This window comes from Nocardioides sp. CPCC 206348 (assembly GCF_048654705.1).
In the GTDB taxonomy this organism is placed as follows: domain Bacteria; phylum Actinomycetota; class Actinomycetes; order Propionibacteriales; family Nocardioidaceae; genus Nocardioides.
This window is the reverse complement of record NZ_JBMCZA010000172.1, coordinates 5,111-5,750: the sequence shown is the minus strand read 5'-3', so window position 1 is coordinate 5,750 and position 640 is coordinate 5,111. Positions and strand designations below refer to the sequence as shown.

The 640-nt window shown below is 67.2% G+C and carries 2 pseudogenes; both read right to left on the bottom strand.

Annotated elements, in window-relative coordinates:
* A pseudogene (locus ACOADB_RS13600) lies at positions 1–180 on the bottom strand (IS481 family transposase); the annotation flags it as partial.
* Between the two features lie 52 nt (positions 181–232).
* Positions 233–385: pseudogene (locus tag ACOADB_RS13595) on the bottom strand (helix-turn-helix domain-containing protein); the annotation flags it as partial.
* Positions 386–640: the final 255 nt, after the last annotated feature.

The following is a 640-nucleotide window of genomic DNA, read 5'->3' as shown; positions in this document are numbered from 1 at the left end:
GCGGTGGTAGGAGGAGCGGGGCCGCTTTCTGGGTTCGGGGTCGATCAGGCCGGCGTTGTGCAGGATCCGGCGGATGGTCGAGGTCGAGGGTGCGCGGTGCCCTCGTTCGGCCAGGTGCCAGGCGATGGTGACGGGGCCGGCGTCGAGTCCGTCGCGGATCAGTTGCAGGCGCAGTTCCACGATCAGGTCGCTGACTTCGGTGGTGGTCGCTCGGGCGTTGGTGTGGTCGCCGGGACTGGGGATCGACGGCGTCCAGTCCGCCCTCGCGGTAGCGGGCCAGGAGGCGATGGAGGTGTTGGCGGGAGTAGCCGTACTGTGCGGCGGCTGCGGTGACGGAGAGTTCTTTGGTGATGACCTTGAGCACAGCGACCCGGGCTTTCGACATGCCATCGGACTGTCGCCTATGTCGCGACTCTTGTGTCGCGTGTCAGTTGTCGCCCGTGTCATGAACCCAGACACCCTCAGCTCCACCAAAGCAGCAAGAACCGGCAGGTCGCCTCTGACCTGCCGGTTCTCGCGTTTTCGGGTGTGGGGGAGTGGGGCTTCCACGGACGGGATTCACCGTGACGGACTCCCTCGCGTACCTCCCGCGTCCCCTGCGTCCACGTGCGCCAATGCGGCGATCCCGTCACGCTGGGGC